Annotated in this window: 2 rRNA genes; both read left to right on the forward strand. The window is 57.4% G+C overall.

What is annotated here, in order from left to right:
- Window positions 1-42: 42 nt before the first annotated feature.
- Window positions 43-1,572, forward strand: a 16S ribosomal RNA gene (locus IE313_RS34480).
- A gap of 322 nt (window positions 1,573-1,894) precedes the next feature.
- Window positions 1,895-5,016, forward strand: a 23S ribosomal RNA gene (locus tag IE313_RS34485).
- The 16S and 23S rRNA genes sit together here, the layout of an rRNA operon.
- Window positions 5,017-5,044 lie beyond the last annotated feature (28 nt).

Below are 5,044 nucleotides of genomic sequence, written 5' to 3' on the forward strand. Positions count from 1 at the left end.
GGTTCCGCTCTCGTGATGTGTTGCCGGGATAGCCCGGAAGCATTCACGGAGAGTTTGATCCTGGCTCAGGACGAACGCTGGCGGCGTGCTTAACACATGCAAGTCGAACGATGAACTGGCTTCGGCTGGGGATTAGTGGCGAACGGGTGAGTAACACGTGGGCAATCTGCCCTTCACTCTGGGACAAGCCCTGGAAACGGGGTCTAATACCGGATATGACACAGGAATGCATGTTCTCTGTGTGGAAAGCTCCGGCGGTGAAGGATGAGCCCGCGGCCTATCAGCTTGTTGGTGGGGTGATGGCCTACCAAGGCGACGACGGGTAGCCGGCCTGAGAGGGCGACCGGCCACACTGGGACTGAGACACGGCCCAGACTCCTACGGGAGGCAGCAGTGGGGAATATTGCACAATGGGCGAAAGCCTGATGCAGCGACGCCGCGTGGGGGATGACGGCCTTCGGGTTGTAAACCTCTTTCAGCAGGGAAGAAGCCGCAAGGTGACGGTACTTGCAGAAGAAGCGCCGGCTAACTACGTGCCAGCAGCCGCGGTAATACGTAGGGCGCAAGCGTTGTCCGGAATTATTGGGCGTAAAGAGCTCGTAGGCGGCGTGTCACGTCGGTTGTGAAAGCCCGGGGCTTAACTCCGGGTCTGCAGTCGATACGGGCAGGCTAGAGTTCGGTAGGGGAGATCGGAATTCCTGGTGTAGCGGTGAAATGCGCAGATATCAGGAGGAACACCGGTGGCGAAGGCGGATCTCTGGGCCGATACTGACGCTGAGGAGCGAAAGCGTGGGGAGCGAACAGGATTAGATACCCTGGTAGTCCACGCCGTAAACGGTGGGAACTAGGTGTGGGCGACATTCCACGTCGTCCGTGCCGCAGCTAACGCATTAAGTTCCCCGCCTGGGGAGTACGGCCGCAAGGCTAAAACTCAAAGGAATTGACGGGGGCCCGCACAAGCGGCGGAGCATGTGGCTTAATTCGACGCAACGCGAAGAACCTTACCAAGGCTTGACATACACCGGAAACATCCAGAGATGGGTGCCCCCTTGTGGTCGGTGTACAGGTGGTGCATGGCTGTCGTCAGCTCGTGTCGTGAGATGTTGGGTTAAGTCCCGCAACGAGCGCAACCCTTGTCCCGTGTTGCCAGCAGGCCCTTGTGGTGCTGGGGACTCACGGGAGACCGCCGGGGTCAACTCGGAGGAAGGTGGGGACGACGTCAAGTCATCATGCCCCTTATGTCTTGGGCTGCACACGTGCTACAATGGCTGGTACAATGAGCTGCGATGCCGTGAGGTGGAGCGAATCTCAAAAAGCCAGTCTCAGTTCGGATTGGGGTCTGCAACTCGACCCCATGAAGTCGGAGTCGCTAGTAATCGCAGATCAGCATTGCTGCGGTGAATACGTTCCCGGGCCTTGTACACACCGCCCGTCACGTCACGAAAGTCGGTAACACCCGAAGCCGGTGGCCCAACCCCTTGTGGGAGGGAGTCGTCGAAGGTGGGACTGGCGATTGGGACGAAGTCGTAACAAGGTAGCCGTACCGGAAGGTGCGGCTGGATCACCTCCTTTCTAAGGAGCATCTTGGCTGCCAGGTTTTCCTGGTGGTCCAGAGCCATAACGCCAGCGAGTGTCTGGCGGTGGTTAGCTCATGGGTGGAACGTTGACTATTCGGCCTGGTTCTCGGGTTGGAGACTGTTAGTACTGCTCCTGTTGGAGTGTGGAACGTGGTTCTTCAGGCGGGGTTGGGTCGGGCACGTTGTTGGGTGTCTGAGGGCGCGGCCGCTTGTGGTTGTGTCTTCGGTGCCGGCCCCAGTGAACTCAAGCCGTGTGGTTTGGGGTGGTGGGTGGTTGGTCGTTGTTTGAGAACTGCACAGTGAACGCGAGCATCTGTGGCCAAGTTTTTAAGGGCGCACGGTGGATGCCTTGGTACCAGGAACCGATGAAGGACGTGGGAGGCCGCGATAGGCCCCGGGGAGTTGTCAACCGAGCTTTGATCCGGGGGTGTCCGAATGGGGAAACCCGGCAGTCGTTATGGGCTGTCACCCGCTGCTGAACTCATAGGCAGTGTGGAGGGAACGCGGGGAAGTGAAACATCTCAGTACCCGCAGGAAGAGAAAACAACCGTGATTCCGGGAGTAGTGGCGAGCGAAACTGGATGAGGCTAAACCTTGGGCGTGTGAGACCCGGCAGGGGTTGCGTCTTGGGGGTTGTGGGAGCTTTCTTTCATGGTCTGCCGGCTGTGAGGCAAGTGAGAAATCGTTGGTGTAGGCGAAGGGCATGCGAAAGGCCCGGCGTAGAGGGTAAGACCCCCGTAGTCGAAATGTCAGCGACTTGTTTGAGAGTTTCCCGAGTAGCATGGGGCCCGAGAAATCCTGTGTGAATCTGGCGGGACCACCCGCTAAGCCTAAATATTCCCTGGTGACCGATAGCGGATAGTACCGTGAGGGAATGGTGAAAAGTACCCCGGGAGGGGAGTGAAATAGTACCTGAAACCGTGTGCCTACAAGCCGTGGGAGCGTCGCTGGTGGGTTTTGCCTGCCAGTCGTGACTGCGTGCCTTTTGAAGAATGAGCCTGCGAGTTTGTGGTGTGTTGCGAGGTTAACCTGTTGTGGGGGAGCCGTAGCGAAAGCGAGTCCGAATAGGGCGTTGAGTAGCATGCTCAAGACCCGAAGCGGAGTGATCTAGCCATGGGCAGGTTGAAGCGGCTGTAAGAGGTCGTGGAGGACCGAACCCACCAGGGTTGAAAACCTGGGGGATGACCTGTGGTTAGGGGTGAAAGGCCAATCAAACTCCGTGATAGCTGGTTCTCCCCGAAATGCATTTAGGTGCAGCGTCGTGTGTTTCTTGCCGGAGGTAGAGCACTGGATAGGCGATGGGCCTTACCGGGTTACTGACCTTAGCCAAACTCCGAATGCCGGTAAGTGAGAGCGCGGCAGTGAGACTGTGGGGGATAAGCTCCATGGTCGAGAGGGAAACAGCCCAGAGCATCGACTAAGGCCCCTAAGCGTGTGCTAAGTGGGAAAGGATGTGGAGTCGCAGAGACAACCAGGAGGTTGGCTTAGAAGCAGCCATCCTTGAAAGAGTGCGTAATAGCTCACTGGTCTAGTGATTCCGCGCCGATAATGTAGCGGGGCTCAAGCATACCGCCGAAGTCGTGTCATTGCAGCATGTACATCTAACGGTGGCTGTGATGGGTAGGGGAGCGTCGTCTGCTGGGTGAAGCGGCACTGGAAGGTAGTCGTGGACGGTTGACGAGTGAGAATGCAGGCATGAGTAGCGATTCACACGTGGGAAACGTGTGCGCCGATTGACTAAGGGTTCCTGGGTCAAGCTGATCTGCCCAGGGTAAGTCGGGACCTAAGGCGAGGCCGACAGGCGTAGTCGATGGATAACCGGTTGATATTCCGGTACCCGCTGTGAAGCGTCAAACATTGAATCCTCTGATGCTAAGGCCGTGAAGCCGTCCTGGATCCTTCGGGTGAAGGGGAGTGGTGGAGCCGCTGATCCTAGGTGGTAGTAGGTGAGTGATGGGGTGACGCAGGAAGGTAGTCCAGCCCGGGCGGTGGTTGTCCCGGGGTAAGGGTGTAGCCCGTCAGGTAGGTAAATCCGCCTGGCTTGTGGGTGAGACCTGATGCCGAGCCGATTGTGGTGAAGTGGATGATCCTATGCTGTCGAGAAAAGCCTCTAGCGAGTTTTGTGGCGGCCCGTACCCTAAACCGACTCAGGTGGTCTGGTAGAGAATACTGAGGCGTTCGGGTGAACTATGGTTAAGGAACTCGGCAAAATGCCCCCGTAACTTCGGGAGAAGGGGGGCCATTCCTGGTGATGGCATGTGCTGTCTGAGCTGGGGGTGGCCGCAGAGACCAGCGAGAAGCGACTGTTTACTAAAAACACAGGTCCGTGCGAAGCCGTAAGGCGATGTATACGGACTGACGCCTGCCCGGTGCTGGAACGTTAAGGGGACCGGTTAGCTCACTTTTGGGTGGGCGAAGCTGAGAACTTAAGCGCCAGTAAACGGCGGTGGTAACTATAACCATCCTAAGGTAGCGAAATTCCTTGTCGGGTAAGTTCCGACCTGCACGAATGGCGTAACGACTTCTTGACTGTCTCAACCATAGGCCCGGTGAAATTGCAGTACGAGTAAAGATGCTCGTTTCGCGCAGCAGGACGGAAAGACCCCGGGACCTTTACTATAGTTTGATATTGGTGTTCGGTTCGGCTTGTGTAGGATAGGTGGGAGACTGTGAAGCTCTGACGCCAGTTAGGGTGGAGTCATTGTTGAAATACCACTCTGGTCGTGCTGGATGTCTAACCTGGGTCCGTGATCCGGATCAGGGACAGTGTCTGATGGGTAGTTTAACTGGGGCGGTTGCCTCCTAAAGGGTAACGGAGGCGCCCAAAGGTTCCCTCAGCCTGGTTGGTAATCAGGTGTTGAGTGTAAGTGCACAAGGGAGCTTGACTGTGAGACTGACGGGTCGAGCAGGGACGAAAGTCGGGACTAGTGATCCGGCGGTGGCTTGTGGAAGCGCCGTCGCTCAACGGATAAAAGGTACCCCGGGGATAACAGGCTGATCTTCCCCAAGAGTCCATATCGACGGGATGGTTTGGCACCTCGATGTCGGCTCGTCGCATCCTGGGGCTGGAGTCGGTCCCAAGGGTTGGGCTGTTCGCCCATTAAAGCGGTACGCGAGCTGGGTTTAGAACGTCGTGAGACAGTTCGGTCCCTATCCGCTGTGCGCGTAGGAGTCTTGAGAAGGGCTGTCCCTAGTACGAGAGGACCGGGACGGACGGACCTCTGGTGTGCCAGTTGTTCTGCCAAGGGCATGGCTGGTTGGCTACGTTCGGGAGGGATAACCGCTGAAAGCATCTAAGCGGGAAGCCTGCTTCGAGATGAGGACTCCCACCCACTTGATGGGGTAAGGCTCCCAGTAGACGACTGGGTTGATAGGCCAGGTCTGGAAGCGTCGTGAGGCGTGGAGGTGACTGGTACTAATAGGCCGAGGGCTTGTCCTCAGGTGCTCGCGTTCACTGTGTTGGTTCT

Source organism: Streptomyces sulfonofaciens (assembly GCF_014656295.1).
GTDB lineage: Bacteria > Actinomycetota > Actinomycetes > Streptomycetales > Streptomycetaceae > Streptomyces > Streptomyces sulfonofaciens.